The sequence below is a fragment of the Aeromicrobium sp. Root495 genome, assembly GCF_001426755.1.
In the GTDB taxonomy this organism is placed as follows: domain Bacteria; phylum Actinomycetota; class Actinomycetes; order Propionibacteriales; family Nocardioidaceae; genus Aeromicrobium.
On record NZ_LMFJ01000001.1, the window covers coordinates 2,581,812 to 2,597,842 of the forward strand.

Consider the following 16,031-nt stretch of genomic DNA (forward strand, 5'->3'; position numbering starts at 1 on the left):
CGGGGGTCAGGCGCGGCGCTCGGCGAGGAGGGCCGGGAGGCCCAGCCGCTCGCGGAGCGACCACGACAGCGCCAGGTACGCCGGGACCAGCACGGCCATCGTGAGGAGCATCGCCGCAGGACGATCGCCCCAGGCCAGTCGGACGAGCAGCGCCGGGACCGCCACGGCGCCGACCGCAAGACCCGCGGCCCACAGCATGGGCCGCCCGTGCGGCTCGACCTGGAGTCCCTGGTGCACCTGCCAGACCACGAGCGCGGTGTCCACGACGATCGAGACGGCCCACGCCACGGCCGCGCCCGTGATGCCCCACGCCGGGACGAGCACGACGTCGAGCAGGACCAGGACGGCGAGCGCGATGCTCTTGTCCATCAGCTGCCACCGGCTGCGACCGGCCATGAGCACGATGGTCTGCACCGCGCCGGCGGCCGTGGCCAGCGCCAGGGCGAGGGCCAGCACCGCGAGCGCCGGGCCACCCGGGCCGAAGCCGGGGCCGAACGCCGACAGCACCGAGCCGGGGAAGACCGCGAGCAGGAGGTAGAAGGGCCAGGCCAGCCAGATCATGGCGGCCGTGACGAGACCGTAGACCCGGCGCACCGTGACTCGGTCGTCGCGCGCGAAGGCGCCGCTGACCGTGGGGCCGATGACGAGCCGCGCGGCCTGCTGGACCACCTCCCCGGCGCGCACGCAGCGGGTCACGACGGCGTAGATGCCGGCCTCGGCGGGGCCGGCCAGCAGCCCCACGAGCAGCACGTCGACCCACTCGAGGAGCACCTCGACCGCGGCCGAGACACCGCGGATCCCGCTGAATCGCCACAGCTCCCGGGTCGGAGGCCGGGGTGCTGCCACCCCGGGACCCGACGGAGCAGCACGAGTGCCCAGACGTCGCCGGACGAGGCCCGCCGCCGCCAGCAGCACCGCCAGCGCGGGCAGGCTCCACGCCAGGACCGCGCCGGTCGCGCCGCCGCCGAGCGCCACCACGCCGGCCATCAGGACGAGCCTCGACACCGGGAGCGCGAGGTTCTGCAGGGCCGGGTAGGTGAGCGCGTCGCCCAGCCCTCGCGTGACCGCGAGGAGGACGGCGAGCATCGACGACGCCGCCGCACCCAGGGCGACGAGCGGGACGGACCAGCCGGGGAGTGCGTCCGGATGGACACCCAGGAGCCCCAGCACGAGACCGACGACCACCACGCCGAGCCCGACCAGGGCGACCGGGCGGGTGCCCGACCGGACGAGGCCCACGACGTCGCCGTCGCGCCCCGTGGCACGGGCCGCCGCGACGAAGCGCACGAGTCCGGTGTCGACGCCCAGCTCGGCGACGTTGGCCACGATGACGGCGGCGGCCACGACCACGAAGTAGGCACCCGCTCCGTCGACCCCCAGGGTGCGGCCCATCAGAGCCGCCGTGAGCAGCCCCATCACGGACCCGACGCCGCCCGCGGCCAGGTTCACCAGGGCGACGGCCCCCACGCCGCGCGACCGGTCGGCGCCGGCCGTCCCCGGCCCGGCGACCTCAGTCGTCATGGGCCGGACCGTCGCGGCCTGGACCGTCGTGGACTGGACCGTCGTGGCCTGGACGGACGTGTCCCGGGCCGCCGTGCAGGGCCGGCGGTGGCGCGGGCTCCAGCCCGTACCGTCGCCGCACCAGCACCGCCGCGACGAGGGCCAGCGACAGCATCTGCATGATGTCGAGGCCGTAGACCAGGATCACGAGGCTGGCCACGACGAGCACGGAGTGCAGCACGACGTCGACGTCGTCCGCCGCGCCTCGCGTCCGCCACGTGATGCCCCACAGGAAGAGCAGGAAGAGCCCGAGCCCGACGAACCCGTAGCTGAACATCAGGGTCCAGACGTATCCCTGCGTTCCCACCGACAGCTCCTGGCCGGTCGACGGCCTCGGCGCGCCGAAGCCGAGGAGCGGGGACTGGAGCGTCCGCTCGACGGTCTCGCGGTAGAGCGTGAACCGGGCCTCGTTGGACTGGCCGTACTCCTGGCGCTGGGAGATCTGGTCGAAGAGCCCTCGGGACCAGAGCACCAGCAGGGCCGCCACCCCCAGGACGGAGAGGGTGATGACGGGCGTGGCCCGGTTGCGCAGGGCGAGGCGGACCACGACGTAGGCGGCCGAGAGGCCCAGCGCCGCGAACATCCCTCGGTTCGACGTGGCGGCGGCCGGTGCCACCAGCACGACCGCGGCCACCAGCAGGAGGCACCGCACGAACCACGAGCGGGCCATCATGAAGCACGCCACGGCGACCGGCGTGAGGAGCAGCACCGCGACGCCCCAGCTGTTGGCGTACGGGAACGGCGCGGAGGGCCGGACGAACTCCGTGGGAGAGCCCCACGGGTGCTGCACCTCGGCCAGCGGCGGGAAGAAGAGGTCGCGCACGTAGGAGTTGTCGGCGATCGCGCCGGGCAGCAGCATCCCGACCGGCGTGGTGAGGCGGACCCCGGGGAACAGCATGCCTAGCACGCCACCGACGATCGTGAAGCCCCACACGACGGTGAGCCCCGAGACGACGGCCCGGCGGGTGAGGGTGCGGGCCGCACTGATCGTGTAGACGAACGCCGTCAGCACGAACACGAGGATGATGCCGCGGAACACGAAGCCCATGGCTCGTGTGGCCGAGTCGAGCATGAGTGCCGTGGGGACCGTCCAGAGGACGAACGCGCCGAAGGCCCCGACGCCCGGGACCACCACGGCGGCGCGGTGGCGCACGAGGAAGGACACCATGACGAGGGTCATGGACACGGCCATGGGGATCACCGTGACGCCGAGGAGCCACATGACGGGGAAGCCCCACAGCATGACCAGGACCGGCCACGCCGGGAGGTCGACCGCTCGCCCGGTCGCCACGGTGGGACGATCGGACCGCTCGGCGACCGTGGTGCTCACCACGCCCTGAGCGCGCGGCGCTTGCGCACGAAGGTCGCGACGGTGAGCAGAGCCGTGGCGGCGGCGAGTGCCCCGTAGCCCAGGAGGAACATCGTGGTCCAGGGCCACAGCAGGAGCACGGCGTTGACGATGCCGGCGTCGGCCGGGAGCTGGATCCACGGGGAACGCGACGTGACGGGCTCGGGCGCGGCCGGGACCTCCTGTGCCGGCGCCGCGCGGTGCAGCTGCTCGGCCAGGATCTGGGCGAAGAAGCGGACCGAGGCCAGCCAGCCGAAGACCGCCGGCAGGAGCAGCCACGCGAGGGACAGCTCGGTGTGACGCACGATCGCTGCGCCAACGGCCAGGTGGAACAGCAGCAAACGGCCGGCGTCGACGACGTGGTCGAGCCACTCCCCAGCCACGGACCCCCGGCCCGTCAGACGGGCGAGCTGGCCGTCGGCGGAGTCGAGGGCGAAGCCCAGCTGCAGCAGCAGGACCACCACGACGGCGGCAGCGAACGACGGCGGCAGCGCCACGAAGAGCGCGGCCCCTGCCACGAAGGCGAGCGCACTGAGGGCCGTCATGGCGTCGGGGACGAGTCCCAACCGAGCACCGACGGCCGCGAGCACACGGCCCAGGCGACGGTTGACGACCCTCATGTACCACGGCACACCCGCTCCGCTCTTCTGGCTGCCCGAGAGGTCGTCCCAGGCGCTCCGGACGTCGGTCGTGAACGTCACGGGGCCGTCGCGACCGGGGTGGAGGCCGAGCGGTTGCCCTGGCCGTCGCTCGCGCGGACGAAGAACCGGTCGCCGGACGCCGAGTCGGGCACGGCCACGCTGGTGCCCGTGCTGGTGGCGACGACGCGGTCGTTCCGCAGCACCTCGTAGGTGGTGCCCGCCGTGGATCCGGCGGTCCAGGACACGGTGGCCTGGGCGCCCGTGAGCCGCACCGACGCGGCCGACGGCGCGCCGGGCGGCGTGCTGGGCCGGGCCGCGAAGCGGGCGAATCCGCCCACCCACTGGTTGGAGCCGTTCTCCTTCACGACCGACGTGAAGGACCCGCCCGTCCAGAGGGTGCCGTCCGAGGCGAGAGTCATGGACCACGCGCCGTAGCCGTTGCGGGCCTTCCACTGAGGAGCGAACTGCGGGAGCACGTGTCCCGTGGCCGCGTCCCAGGCTCCGACGAACGCGATCTTGTCGGCCTGCTTCCACTTCACGGTGGTCTGCCCCGGGGTCAGCGAGTCGTAGTCGGTCGTCCCCTCGTAGGTCCAGTCGCCGCAGTGGCAGCCGCCGTAGACGACGGAGCCGTTGGAGGTGATGGTCTGCAGGTCGCCGCCGGACTTGGTGATGTGCGCGGCCTTGAGGCCGAACGTCGCGGTGTCGTAGGCGAACATGCTGTGCTGCGAGCCCCCGAGCCACACCCAGGGACCGACCTGCTGGACCGCCTGCTGGTAGCGGGCCGTGCCGGCGGTGCTGAACGTGGGGCGCCACAGCGGCTGCACCACCGCGGCACCCGCCGCGGTGGAGATGGCCGCGGCCCGTGAGGTGGAGATGGTTCCGGCCGTCGTGAAGTAGCCCGAGAAGTAGGCCCGGGTGCCGTCGTCGCTCACGTCGAGGTCGGCGACCGTGCCGTTGAGCAACGGGTTCCAGCCGGTGTCGGCGCGCTGCGTGGACAGGGCGATGCGTCCGGCGTTGCGGGTGTAGACCGCAGAGGTGCCACGCACCAGGTGGGTGAAGGCACCACCCACGTAGAGCATGCCGTTGGACACCTCGAGCGCGCGCACCGAGACCTTGCCGTTCGTCACGCGGTTCTCGACCTGTGTGTCGAACGTGGGGTCGGGCTGGGCCGTGGCCGGCTTGATGACCGCGAGTCCGGCATGGGCCTGGCCACCGACCGTGGTGAACTCGCCACCGAGTGCCAGACGTCCGTCCGGCAGGGCCGCCAGCGCCTTGACCTGCCCGTTCACGCTGGGTCTGAAGCTGCTGATCCAGTCGCCCGTGGTCACGTCGAACGCAGCCAGGTAGGGCTGTGCGACCTTGTCGGCACCTGTGGCGGCGGATCCCTTCTGCACCGTGGTGAAGTTCCCTCCGACGTACATGACGGAGCCGATCTGCGCGAAGGCCTGGACCTCGGTGGCCAGCTCACCGGTCCCGCCGGAACCGGTGCCGGTGACGCCCCACGACGTGGTGAGCGCACCGCTCCTGGCCACCGGGACGGCCTTCTGCGCCGTGGTGCCCGTGCTGGGGATGCCGGGGTAGGAGAGTCCGGCCGTCGTCAGCGTGGGCCGGATGAAGACCTGCGTGAACGGGACGCCGTACCGGCCGCCCGAGACCGTGGAGTAGACGTGGCTCGAGGCGCTGGACGTGCCGTAGCCCGAGGCACCGAAGGTGAAGCCGCGGAGCCAGCTGTTGTCGGCCGTCTCGTAGGTGGAGATGCGCCGGTAGGCGGAGTCCGCTGCGATGTCGCGCGTGGTGGTGCCGCGGACCGTGACGCCGCCGACGACGGCCGAGCTCACCGGCAGGCCCGCGCCGAACGCCCACGACCAGCGGTCACGGGCGGAGGTGTGGACGCGCGAGGACTGCCACGCGTCGCCGGCCGGGTCGGTGGCGCGGCGGATGCGGATCCCGTCGGTGAGCGCGTCGACGCGTCCGCCGTCGAGCAGGCCGTCGATCACGGCGTCCGAGAGGTGCCGGGGGGCGAACGCCGCCGTGCCGGCGACGGTGCCGGCGACCTGGGCAGGGGTTCCCTGGGCGTCGCCGCTCCAGACCCACCCGTCGCGGCCGCGTCCGACGAGGACCCATCCACCGCCGTCGGTGGTCATGTCGCAGTAGAACGGGGCGGGGGTCTGCAGGGTGGGCGTCCGGAGCCAGTACTGACCGTTGGCCGCGGCCGGGTTCACCTGCTTGGCCTCCCAGCACGACGCTGCGGAGCGCGCGGCCGACGAGCCGTCGGGCGTGACGGTGGCTGCGCGGGCAGGCGCGCTGACTGTGACGGCGACGGCGAACGTCGCCACCAGGGTGGCGACGACGGTGCTGAGCGCCGTGACGGTGCGGCGGGGGACGCGCACGATGGCTCCTCGACTTGGGTGCGGTGCGCAGCCGGAGCTGCGCCTTCACCCATGTCGAGGAGCCGAGGGGCCACTCATGACGCGGCTCGGACCGACGATCTGTCCGGCCGTCTAGCGCTGGGGCTCGAGGGCCAGTGCCTGCGTCTCCTCCTCCGTGAAGATGCGGGACCGGATGATGAAACGGTTCCCCGTGGGTCCCTCGATGGAGAATCCGGCGCCACGGCCCGGCACGACGTCGATCGTGATGTGCGTGTGCGACCAGTAGCCGAACTGCTCACGCGAGATCCACACCGGCGCCACCTCAGGTGCCCCGTACTCCAGGTCGCCGAGGTGCACGTCCTGGTGGCCCGTGAGGAACGTGCCCTGCGTGAAGCACATGGGGGCCGAGCCGTCGCAGCACCCGCCGGACTGGTGGAACATGAGCGGCTTGTCGTGCGAGGCCCGGAGGCCGCGGAGGAGCTCCGCGGCCGCCGGGGTCAGCGCCACCCTCTCGACCGGGTCCCCGGCCGGGGTCGTGCTCGTCTCGGTCACAGGGTCACCGGCTCAGAAGAATCCGAGCTTGTTCTCGTCGTACGAGACAAGCAGGTTCTTCGTCTGCTGGTAGTGGTCGAGCATCATCTTGTGGTTCTCGCGGCCGATGCCCGAGGACTTGTAGCCACCGAAGGCCGCGTGGGCCGGGTACTGGTGGTAGCAGTTGGTCCACACGCGCCCGGCCTGGATGTCACGACCGGCCTTGTACGCCGTGTTCGAGTCGCGCGACCACACGCCGGCGCCGAGGCCGTAGAGCGTGTCGTTGGCGATGTCGATCGCGTCGGCGTAGTCGTCGAAGCCCGTGACCGAGACGACCGGACCGAAGATCTCCTCCTGGAAGATCCGCATCTTGTTGTGGCCCTGGAAGATCGTCGGGGCCACGTAGTAGCCGCCCGACAGGTCGCCGCCGAGGTCGACCCGCTCGCCACCGGTGATGATGCGAGCGCCCTCCTGCACCCCGATCTCGAAGTAGGACAGGATCTTCTCGAGCTGGTCGTTGCTCGCCTGGGCGCCGATCATGGTGTCCGTGTCGAGCGGGTTGCCCTGCGTGATGGCCTTGACGCGCTCGGTGGCCGCGGGCAGGAACTGCTCGAGGATCGAGTTCTGGATGAGTCCGCGGCTCGGGCAGGTGCAGACCTCGCCCTGGTTGAGCGCGAACATCGCGAAGCCCTCGAGCGCCTTGTCGTAGAACGCGTCGTCCTTGCTGGCGACGTCCTCGAAGAAGATGTTGGGGCTCTTGCCGCCCAGCTCGAGGGTGGCGGGAATCAGGTTCTGGCTCGCGTACTGGGCGATCAGACGTCCTGTCGTGGTCTCGCCCGTGAAGGCGATCTTGCGGATGCGGCTGCTGGAGGCGAGCGGTGCGCCGGCCTCGACGCCGAAGCCGTTGACGATGTTGACGACGCCGGCTGGGAGCAGGTCACCGATGAGCTCGATGAGGAGCATGATCGACGCCGGGGTCTGCTCGGCGGGCTTGAGCACGACGCAGTTGCCCGCGGCGAGCGCCGGGGCGAGCTTCCAGGTGGCCATGAGCAGCGGGAAGTTCCACGGGATGATCTGGCCGACGACGCCGAGCGGCTCGTGGAAGTGGTACGCCACGGTCTGCTCGTCGAGCTGGGAGAGACTGCCCTCCTGCGCACGGATGGCACCGGCGAAGTAGCGGAAGTGGTCGACGACGAGCGGGAGGTCGGCGGCGAGGCACTCGCGGACCGGCTTGCCGTTGTCCCACGTCTCGCCGACGGCGAGCATCTCGAGGTTCTGCTCGATGCGGTCGGCGATCTGGTTCAGGATCGTGGAGCGTTCGGTGACCGACGTCTTGCCCCAGGCGGGCGCAGCGGCGTGGGCGGCGTCGAGGGCGGCCTCGATGTCCTCGGCCGTGCCGCGGGCGATCTCGGTGAAGACCTTGCCGTTGACCGGGGAGATGTTCTCGAAGTACTGGCCCTTGACGGGTGCGACGTACTCGCCGCCGATCCAGTGGTCGTAGCGGGACTTGTAGGAGACGACGGAACCGTCGGTTCCGGGCTGGGCAAAGACGCTCATGGGAGAGGCTCCTCGGGGTCGGGGCGGTGGGTGACTGTGACGCTAGTCACGGCCCCGTTGCAACGACGTTGTCACCGCGCTGCAGCACCGTTGCAGACCCTCGGCGAGGCTCAGGTGTAGAGGTCGTCGAGCCGCGCGACGTGGGCCTCGACCTGCGCGTACCGCGGCGAGGTGAACGGCAGGATCTGCAGGACCCGGGTCCAGACCTCCAGGTCCTCGCGCCCGTGCTGGGTGTCGGCGAACGACAGCAGCGCGTCGGCGTCGGTCCCGGCCAGCAGGGCGGAGCGGAGCTCGAGGTGCAGGTCCTCGCGCAGCTCCTCGACCGCCGGTGCCGTGGAGGCGGGCAGGACCGGGCCGCGGTAGGCGGCGACGGCGCTGCGCAGGCGGCCGGCCCGGACGTGCTCGCGCACCACCTCGAGGTCGGACTGCACGACCTGGTTCAGGCGGTACGGACGCGACTCCAGCTCCAGCGGGCCGAGCGCCGACCGGAGCCGCGAGAGCTCGGCGCGGATCGTGACGGGAGCCTGCTCGTCGTCGCTCAGCGCGAGCCCCAGCTCGGCCGACGTGAGCCCGTCGGACGCCCGCGAGAGCAGCAGCAGGAGCTCGCTGTGGCGCAGGCTGAGGCGCGACGTGACCGCTCCGACGTGCAGCGTGGCGCCGTGTGTGCCGAGCACCTCGAGCCGAGGCACCGACCAGCCGCTCGTGACGTGGATGCTGCTCCCCGTGCCGGTCTGGGGCGGGGAGAGCCGGGCGATGCGCAGCTCGGCCTCGACCGCCGCGACGGTGGCCCGCACGAGACCGAGGCTCTGGGGCGAGGCGACCTCCACCCCGCCGGTCACGTCGAGCACGCCGAGCACCGCGCCGGTGTCGGGGTCGTGGATGGGGGCCGCCGAGCAGCTCCAGGGGGTGACCTGGCGGGCGAGGTGCTCGGGACCGAGCAGCTGCACGGGCCGGTCGAGGGCGAGCGCCGTGCCCGGGGCGTTGGTGCCCGCGCTGGCCTCGCTCCAGTCGGCGCCGGCCATGAAGTGCATGCCCTCGGCTCGCGAGCGCAGCCCCGAGGAGCCCTCCACCCAGAGCAGCTGGCCCGCCGCGTCGCTCACCGCGACGAGCAGGCCGGCGTCGGTGGCCGACTCCACGAGCAGGCGACGGATGACGGGCATGCCGAGCGCGAGCGGGTGCTCCTTGCGGATCTCGTCGAGCAGGTCGAGGTCGATGCCCATGCGCGGGAGGTCGCCCTCGGGATCCAGGCCCCCGGCCAGGCTGCGCTGCCAGGAGTCGATGACCAGGCTGCGCAGACCCGTGTGCGCACGGCCGGACGCGACGAACTCGTCGTGGGCGCGGTGGAGGTCGCGCGTGAGCAGCGCCGGGTCGGCGCCCGGCGGGACCGCGAGGTCCTCGGAACGAGCCATGGCGCGAGTGTACGTGACGTGGCTCACGCCCGAGGGTGGCTTCCTGGCCGGCCGAACAGTTTCGACGTCAGGCGTCGCGCCGCAGGAACAGGAAGGACCCGAGCGCCAGCAGCAGGCCGACGAAGACGGCCAGCACGATCCCGCCGCCCACGGCGTCGAACGGCCGGTACCCGAGGAACTCGAGCGCCTTGCTGAGGCTGAGCCTCGTGTACATCTTTCCGCCGGCGTCGTACGGCAGGAACTTCAGGATCGTGACCACGCCGCTGGTGCCGTCGGGGTCGTCGGAGGCCAGCTTGATGACGGCCACGACGCCCTTGATGATCGACTCACCCACCGTCGGGACGAGCAGCAGCATCGCCACCGCCGCCGTCTGGTTGCGCAGCACGAGCGCGAACGCCAGGCCGGACAGCGTGAAGAGGACGGTGTAGACGACCGTCCCCGTCGTGATGCTCAGGACCTCCTCGGCGGTGGGCAGCCCGACCGCGAAGACGACCGCCGACAGCCAGCCCGCCACGACGCACAGCACGGCGGCGAGCGCCGAGACCAAGGCCGTGGTGACGACCTTGGCCACGAGCACGTGCCCGCGGCGCGGCAGCGCCGTGAGCGTGGCCCGGATCATCCCGTGCCGGTACTCGTGACCCATGGAGAAGACCCCGAGCAGGCCGAGGATGTAGGCGATCAGCAGCGGCGCGAAGCCCGTGGAGGCACCGATCGTGACGAGCGCGGCGAACGGCTGCTCGCCACCGGACAGCGGACCGGACTCCGGCAGCTGCCAGGCGATGAGCATCGACATGATGAGCTGGAACAGGAGCGCGAGCCCGATGAGCCAGTACGTGGAGCGGATCGTGACGAGGCGGACGACCTCGTACCGCAGGGCGTCGATCATGCGGGGGCCTCCGTCGCGGGACCGCCCGAGCGGAACTCCTGGTCCAGGCCGGTGGCCTCGAGGAAGGCCTCCTCGAGCGTGGCGTGCTGCGTCGTGAGCTGGTGCAGTCGGGCCCCCGCCGCGTGGGCAGCGTCTCCGATGGCTGCGGCGTCGAGGCCTCTCACCTCGAGGCCCGCGTCGGCATGCACCACCGTGGCTCCGCCGCGTTCCAGCGCCGGGAGGAGCAGGGCGGCGTCGGGCGTGCTGACCAGGACGCTTCCGAGCGAGCTGCGCGACACGAAGTCCTCGACCCGCCCGTTGGCGAGCAGCCGGCCCCGGCCGATGACGACCAGCTCGTCGGCCAGCACCGCCATCTCCTGCAGGAGGTGGCTCGAGACCAGCACCGAGCGCCCCTCGGAGGCGAGGTGGCGCAGGAGCTCGCGCAGCCACGTGATGCCTTGCGGATCCAGGCCGTTGCTGGGCTCGTCGAGCACGAGGGTGTGCGGGTCTCCGAGCAGGGCGGCGGCGAGCCCCAGGCGCTGACCCATGCCGAGGCTGAACTTCTTGGGCTTGCCGCGGGACACCGACTCCAGACCGACGAGCCGCAGCACCTCGTCGGCGCGCGAGACGGGGATGCCGTTGGCCGCGGCCAGCATCCGCAGGTGGTTGCGCGCCGACCGCGTGGGGTGGAACGGCTTGGCCTCGAGCAGCGCCCCCACGTGCAGCAGTGGACGCTCGAGCTCCACGAAGGTCCGGCCGTCGAAGGTGGTGCGGCCCTCACCGCGGTCGAGCCCCAGCATGAGCCGCATCGTGGTGGACTTGCCCGACCCGTTGGGGCCGAGGAACCCGGTGACGCTGCCGGGCCGCACGACGAAGCTCAGGTCGTGGACGGCACGGCGCTCGCCGTAGCTCTTGCCGAGACCCGTCGCCTCGATGGTCGCCATGCGGCCAGCCTGTCACGAACCCCCGTACGACGCATGACCTTCCGGGCGGATCTACCCCCGCACGGTGGGGAGCCACGTGGCGGGCGAGGTGATGACGTCCTCCAGCACGAGGAACGCCGCCCCGGTGGCCGCGACGCCGGGGTCGGCCAGGGCGGGACGCAGCCGGACGGGGTCCCACCGCGAGCCCAGCACGCGCTGCTGCAGCCGGTGGGCGAGGTCGTCGTGCAGGAACGGCTCCAGCTGCGCGAGGTGACCGCCCAGCACGACCGAGGAGATGCCCACGACGTTCACCACGCTGGCGAGCGCGATGCTGAGCGACCACGAGAGGATCGCGAGGGCCTCGGCACAGCGCGGGTCGCCCTCGGCCGCACGGACGCCCAGGTCGGTGGCCACCCGCTCGGGCGCGAGGCCGGACGCGGCGGCGAGCGCCTCGAGCCCGGCGTAGCGCTCGAGACAACCGGTGGAGCCGCACGGGCACCGGGGTCCGTGGGGGTCGACACACACGTGCCCGAGCTCGCCGGCCGCGCCGTGCTCCCCCACCACGACCTGCCCGCCCGACACGACGGCGCCGCCGACGCCGACGCGGGCCGTAACGTGCACGAAGTCCGACCAGGGTCCGGCGCGTCCCGGGACGGGCTCGGCCTCCACGACGGCGGCGAGGTCGGCCTCGTTGCCCACGACGGCCCGACGCCCCGAGACGGTGGGCAGGTGCGCCGGGACGTCGACCTCCGACCAGCCCAGGTTGGGAGCCCGCACGAGGAGCCGGCGGTCGGCCACGACACCCGGCACGGCGACCCCGGAGCCCACGACGATGCGGCCCCGCAGGCCCTGGCGGACCGAGCGGGCGAGCTCGGCCAGACCGGCCAGGACCGCCCCGGCGTCGCCCTCGGGCAGCGGCGCGGCACGCTCGGCCACGAGACGCCCCCGGAGGTCGACGGCCCGCACGAGGAGCTGGTCGACGTCGACCGAGAGGCCCAGCGCCACGACGCGCTCACCCGGCACGAGCGGGCGGGCCGGCCGTCCGGGACCTACCTGCTCCCGCGTGACCTCGTCGAGCAGTCCGGCCTCCACCAGCTCGTCGGCGAGGCGGGAGGCGGTGGCCCGCGTGATGCCCAGCGAGGCGGCCAGGTCGGCGCGCGACGGCGGGACCTCGCTGGCGCAGACGGCGGCCACGAGGGCGGCGAGGTTGGACTCGCGCAGGCTCGACTGGCGCACCGCCACGGTGGCACGCCCGCGCGGCGAGGTCTGCCCCGCGGCGGTGGCGGGCTGCTGGGCCGTCATGGGTTGACAGTACCGGACAACCCGATTTAAGTTCTACCATCAAACTTATCTGAGGAGACTCTCATGCCCGTGCGTCAGCCCACCCCCGAGGATCGCTTCTCCTTCGGCCTCTGGACCGTCGGCTGGACCGGCGTCGACCCCTTCGGCTCGGCCTCGCGCCCGGCGCTCGACCCGCGCGAGTACACCGAGAAGCTGGCCGAGCTGGGTGCCTGGGGCATCACGTTCCACGACGACGACGTCTTCCCCTTCGGCTCCGACCACGCCACGAAGGAGCGCATCACCACCGAGCTCAAGAAGACCGCCGACGCGGCCGGCCTCACGATCGAGATGGTCACCACCAACACGTTCAGCCACCCCGTCTTCAAGGACGGCGGCCTGACCGCAAACGACCGCGGCATCCGCCGCTTCGGCCTGCGCAAGATCCTCCAGAACGTCGACCTGGCCGCCGAGATGGGCGCCTCGACCTTCGTCATGTGGGGCGGCCGTGAGGGCTCGGAGTACGACGGCTCCAAGGACGTGTACTCGGCCATGGAGCGGTACAAGGAGGGCCTCGACACGATCGCCGGGTACATCAAGGAGCGCGGCTACGGACTGCGCATCGGCCTGGAGCCCAAGCCCAACGAGCCCCGCGGCGACATCTTCCTGCCCACCGCCGGGCACGCCCTGGCCCTCATCTCCGAGCTGGAGCACGGCGACATCGTCGGCCTCAACCCCGAGACCGGCCACGAGCAGATGGCCAACCTCAACTACACGCACACGCTCGGCCAGGCCCTGTGGCACGACAAGCTCTTCCACATCGACCTCAACGGCCAGCGCGGCCTCAAGTACGACCAGGACCTCGTCTTCGGTCACGGCGACCTGATCTCGGCGTTCTTCACCGTCGACCTCATCGAGAACGGCTTCCCGGGCCACCCCGACGCGCCCAAGTACACCGGCCCGCGCCACTTCGACTACAAGCCGTCGCGGACCGAGTACATGGACGGTGTCTGGGAGTCGGCCAAGGCCAACATGTCCACCTACATCGCGCTCGCCGAGAAGGCCACGGCCTTCCGCGCCGACCCGCGCGTGCAGGAGGCCGTCGAGTACGCCGGCGTCCTCGACCTGGCCCAGCCCACGCTCGCCCCCGGCGAGACCGCGGCCAGCCTGCTCGCGGACGACGAGGGCTTCGACCCCGACGAGGCCGCCAAGCGCGACTTCGGCTTCGTGAAGCTGCAGCAGCTCGCCGTCGAGCACCTCCTCGGCTGACCATGACGCTCGTGGCAGGGGTCGACTCCTCGACGCAGTCGTGCAAGGTCGTCGTCGTCGATGCCGAGGACGGCCGCGTGGTGCGGTCCGGCCAGGCCAAGCACCCTGACGGCACCGAGGTCGACCCCCGCCACTGGTGGGCGGCCATGAGCGTGGCCGTCGAGGAGGCCGGCGGGCTCGACGACGTCGCCGCCCTCTCGGTGTCCGGCCAGCAGCACGGCATGGTGGCGCTGGACGCCGACGGCGAGGTCGTCCGTCCGGCGCTGCTGTGGAACGACAACCGTTCCGGGGTGGCGGCCCACGACCTCGTCGAGGAGCTGGGGGCCGAGACCTGGGCGCAACGCACCGGCACGGTCCCGGTCGCGTCGATCACGGTCACCAAGCTGCGCTGGCTCGCCCAGCACGAGCCCGAGAACGCCGCGCGCGTGGCGGCCGTCGCGCTCCCCCACGACTGGCTGACGTGGCGCCTGCGAGGCACGGGCCGCCTCGAGGACCTCGTCACCGACCGGTCCGACGCCTCCGGCACGGGCTACTTCGACCCGGCCTCCGGGCAGTACCTGCGCGACCTGGTCGCCCTGGCCCTCGGCCGCGACGCCGACGGCATCACGCTCCCCCGCGTCCTGGCCCCCTCCGAGGGCGTCGAGACCGGGTCGGGCCTCGTCCTCGGCCCGGGGACGGGAGACAACGCGGGCGCGGCCCTCGGACTGGGGCTGGCGCCGGGCGGGACGAGCATCTCGGTCGGCACGTCCGGCGTCGTGTGCGCCGTCTCGACCACGCCCACCCATGACGCGTCCGGCCTGGTGGCCGGCTTCGCCGACGCCACCGGGAACCACCTCCCGCTCGTCGCGACGCTCAACGGGGCACGGGGCCTCGACGCCGTCGCGCGCGTCCTCGGCGTCGACCACGACGGGCTCACCGAGCTCGTGCTGGCCGCTCCCGCCGGAGCCGGTGGGCTCGTGCACGTGCCCTACCTGGAGGGCGAGCGAACGCCCAACCTGCCGGACGCCACCGGATCGCTCGTCGGCATGACGCTCGCGTCGTGGACGCGGGAGAACCTCGCCCGGGCCGCCGTGGAGGGGCTCTGGTGCGGGCTCGCCGACGCCCTCGCCGCGGTGCGTGCGCAGGGCGTCGAGGTGGTGCGTGCGTCACTCGTCGGCGGCGCCGCCAGGTCGCGGGCGGTGCGCGAGCTCGCGCCGGTCGTGCTGGGCCTTCCGGTCGACGTCCCCGAGCCCGCCGAGTACGTCGCGCTCGGAGCCGCGCGCCAGGCCGCCTGGGTGGTGTCGGGCACGAGCGAGCCGCCGTCCTGGCAGGCCGCCGAGACGACCACCTACGAGGCCGAGCACCGTCCGGAGGTCCTGGGGGCCTACCGCGCTGCCGCGTCGGCGTACGTCCAGCGCGTCGTGGAGCGGTAGAGGTCACCCGGCCTCAGCACGACCTCGTCGAGGACGCGGTTCGGTCCGTCCGGCTCGCGCTGGGCCTCCAGCGCCACGCCGGACGGGCCCCCCGTGTACACCTGCAGCGTCGGCTGGTCGCTCGTCACCGTGACGCTGCGCCGACCGTCCGCCGAGGCGAGGACCGCGACCGTCCGGGGGCCTGAGCCGTCGACCACGAACGCATGGTCGAGCCCGCTCGACGGACCCACCGCCCGGCCGTGGCGCAGGTCGAAGGGTGAGCCGTCGACCGCCGCCGAGCCCGGCAGCGGGACCCCCGTCCCGTCGACGGGGAGGTAGCGGGCCGCGGGCACGGTGAGCACCGGGTCCGGCCCGAGCTCGAGGTACGGGTGGCTCGCGAGCCCCACCACGGTGGGGGCGTCGGTCGTGGCCTCGAGCACGACCTCCACGGCGTCGTCGAGCAGCGTGTACGAGGCCGTGGCGGTCAGCGTCCCGGGGAAGCCCTGGTCGCCGTCGGGACTCACGAGACGAAGGACCGCGCGGTCCGCCCCGAGCTCGGCGACGTCCCACTCCCGTCGGTCGAACCCGTCGGGGCCGCCGTGCAGCGTGTGCGCGCCCTCGCTCGGCACCAGACGGTGCTCGGTGCCGTCGAGCACGAACCGGGCGTCGGCGATGCGGTTGGCGTAGCGGCCCACCACGGCACCGGCGTAGGGCTGGGCCCGCTCGAGACGCCGTTTCACGGGCCAGCTCGCGACGATGCTCGGACCGGTTCCGGGGGCGGGGTGCCACGCGTCGACCGCGGCGCCGAGCGAGAGGACCTCGAGACGGGCTCCGGCCGACGAGACCAGCTGGATGCGCTCCACGGGACGAACCTACCCGCCGTCGGCTCG

General features: G+C 72.7%; 13 protein-coding genes. 2 read left to right on the plus strand and 11 right to left on the minus strand.

Annotation, left to right across the window (positions count from 1 at the left end; translation table 11 throughout):
* Positions 1-6: 6 nt before the first annotated feature.
* The 10 genes from ASD11_RS12895 to ASD11_RS12940 all read right to left on the minus strand — a co-directional run bounded on the left by ASD11_RS12895 (position 7) and on the right by ASD11_RS12940 (position 12,505).
* Complete coding sequence (locus ASD11_RS12895) at positions 7-1,521, minus strand: lipopolysaccharide biosynthesis protein (RefSeq protein ID WP_056287715.1); 1,515 nt, start codon at positions 1,519-1,521, stop codon at positions 7-9.
* On the minus strand, positions 1,511-2,893 hold the full coding sequence (locus ASD11_RS12900) for a hypothetical protein (RefSeq protein ID WP_056287717.1): 1,383 nt from the start codon (positions 2,891-2,893) through the stop codon (positions 1,511-1,513). The genes ASD11_RS12895 and ASD11_RS12900 overlap by 11 nt, the downstream gene beginning before the upstream one ends.
* Positions 2,887-3,609 carry a CDP-alcohol phosphatidyltransferase family protein gene (locus ASD11_RS12905; protein WP_056287719.1) on the minus strand — a complete coding sequence of 241 codons (723 nt, stop codon included), beginning with the start codon at positions 3,607-3,609 and terminating at the stop codon, positions 2,887-2,889. The genes ASD11_RS12900 and ASD11_RS12905 overlap by 7 nt, the downstream gene beginning before the upstream one ends.
* The gene (locus ASD11_RS12910; RefSeq protein WP_056287721.1) at positions 3,606-5,939 is read right to left on the minus strand and encodes a fibrinogen-like YCDxxxxGGGW domain-containing protein; all 2,334 of its coding nucleotides are present in this window, start codon (positions 5,937-5,939) and stop codon (positions 3,606-3,608) included. Before ASD11_RS12910 ends, ASD11_RS12905 begins: the two co-directional genes overlap by 4 nt.
* Before the next feature lie 111 nt (positions 5,940-6,050).
* On the minus strand, positions 6,051-6,470 hold the full coding sequence (locus tag ASD11_RS12915) for a DUF779 domain-containing protein (protein WP_056287724.1): 420 nt from the start codon (positions 6,468-6,470) through the stop codon (positions 6,051-6,053).
* A 12-nt stretch (positions 6,471-6,482) separates the two neighbouring features.
* Positions 6,483-8,006 (minus strand): acetaldehyde dehydrogenase ExaC, encoded by a 1,524-nt coding sequence (gene exaC / locus ASD11_RS12920; RefSeq protein ID WP_056287726.1) that lies wholly within the window; start codon positions 8,004-8,006, stop codon positions 6,483-6,485.
* A gap of 110 nt (positions 8,007-8,116) precedes the next feature.
* Positions 8,117-9,415, minus strand: coding sequence for a GAF domain-containing protein (locus ASD11_RS12925; protein WP_056288898.1), 1,299 nt, complete (start codon positions 9,413-9,415; stop codon positions 8,117-8,119).
* A 67-nt stretch (positions 9,416-9,482) separates the two neighbouring features.
* A complete protein-coding gene (locus ASD11_RS12930; protein WP_056287727.1) occupies positions 9,483-10,301 on the minus strand; it encodes an ABC transporter permease in 819 nt (272 codons plus the stop codon).
* Entirely contained in the window at positions 10,298-11,224 is a 927-nt protein-coding gene (locus ASD11_RS12935) for an ATP-binding cassette domain-containing protein (protein ID WP_056287730.1), read from the minus strand. The genes ASD11_RS12930 and ASD11_RS12935 overlap by 4 nt, the downstream gene beginning before the upstream one ends.
* A 51-nt stretch (positions 11,225-11,275) precedes the next feature.
* Positions 11,276-12,505 carry an ROK family transcriptional regulator gene (locus ASD11_RS12940; RefSeq protein WP_082554350.1) on the minus strand — a complete coding sequence of 410 codons (1,230 nt, stop codon included), beginning with the start codon at positions 12,503-12,505 and terminating at the stop codon, positions 11,276-11,278.
* 63 nt (positions 12,506-12,568) lie between these two features.
* Between ASD11_RS12940 and xylA the strand changes: the two genes are divergently transcribed.
* Together xylA and xylB are read left to right on the plus strand one after the other, a co-directional pair.
* A complete protein-coding gene (gene xylA / locus ASD11_RS12945; RefSeq protein WP_056287732.1) occupies positions 12,569-13,750 on the plus strand; it encodes a xylose isomerase in 1,182 nt (393 codons plus the stop codon).
* Positions 13,751-13,752: 2 nt separating this feature from the next.
* Positions 13,753-15,162, plus strand: coding sequence for a xylulokinase (gene xylB, locus ASD11_RS12950; protein ID WP_056287734.1), 1,410 nt, complete (start codon positions 13,753-13,755; stop codon positions 15,160-15,162).
* Here the strand turns inward: xylB and ASD11_RS12955 are convergent.
* A complete protein-coding gene (locus ASD11_RS12955; protein ID WP_056287736.1) occupies positions 15,114-16,004 on the minus strand; it encodes an aldose epimerase family protein in 891 nt (296 codons plus the stop codon). The genes xylB and ASD11_RS12955 overlap by 49 nt on opposite strands.
* Positions 16,005-16,031: the final 27 nt, after the last annotated feature.